Annotated in this window: 2 protein-coding genes; both read left to right on the top strand. The window is 69.8% G+C overall.

Annotated elements, in window-relative coordinates; genetic code table 11:
- Nucleotides 1-192, top strand: a 192-nt coding sequence (locus FE811_RS28600) for an aldehyde dehydrogenase family protein (RefSeq protein ID WP_255469870.1), incomplete at its 5' end; no start/stop codon positions are given.
- Nucleotides 132-473 carry an aldehyde dehydrogenase family protein gene (locus FE811_RS27015; protein WP_255469871.1) on the top strand — a complete coding sequence of 114 codons (342 nt, stop codon included), beginning with the start codon at nt 132-134 and terminating at the stop codon, nt 471-473. The genes FE811_RS28600 and FE811_RS27015, both read left to right, overlap by 61 nt.
- Nucleotides 474-843 lie beyond the last annotated feature (370 nt).

Below are 843 nucleotides of genomic sequence, written 5' to 3' on the forward strand. Positions count from 1 at the left end.
CGCCAGCGCGACCGGGTCGAGGGCTATGTCGCCAGGGGCAGGGCCGAGGGCGCGACGCTCGTCCTCGGCGGCGGCCGCCCCGGCCACCTGGGCCGCGGCTGGTTCGTCGAGCCGACGATCTTCNCGCCGACGTGGACCAGAACGCGACCATCGCACAGGAAGAGATCTTCGGCCCGGTCCTCGCCGTGCTGAACTACGACAGCGAGGACGAGGCGGTGGCCATCGCCAACAATTCGCAATACGGGCTGCACGGCTCGGTCTTTTCGGGTGACGACGGCCATGCGGTCGCGGTCGCACGCCGCATCCGCACCGGCTCGGTCGACATCAACGGCGCCGGGGCGGGGTTCTATTCTCCGCTCGGCGGCTTCAAGAAGTCCGGCATCGGCCGCGAGGCGGCGATCGAGGGCTTCGACGCCTATGTCGAGATGAAATCCATCGGCCTGCCCGCAGCTTACGCGGAAACCTTCGCCTGATCGCGGCATTTTCGGAAGAGACGACCATGCCCCGCCTGACCCCCTCGACACCGGCCCCGACGCGTGCCGTCCCGGCCGCCGGCGCCGCGGATAGGATCCCGCGGAAGCTGGCGCATAGGCAGATCACCGCCTTTCCCGCGGGCCCTGGCGCTTTCGATGCGGACCCGGCCGCAAGATGCCCGTGCCGCAATGGCCCAGGCGGGCGCCAGCGGTCGGCGCCATCCCTGCCGATGGTTGGACGCCAAGATCCAGGCCATGAGCGACAGGCTGGTCATGGGGGATGGCTTCAGCATCACCGGCCTCTTCGCCGAGCGGGCCGCGTCATGGAAAGGGCAGGCCGACAAGGTCGCCGACTACGGGTTGGTGGGCG

The organism is Paracoccus sp. FO-3 (genome assembly GCF_006386455.1).
GTDB lineage: Bacteria > Pseudomonadota > Alphaproteobacteria > Rhodobacterales > Rhodobacteraceae > Paracoccus > Paracoccus versutus.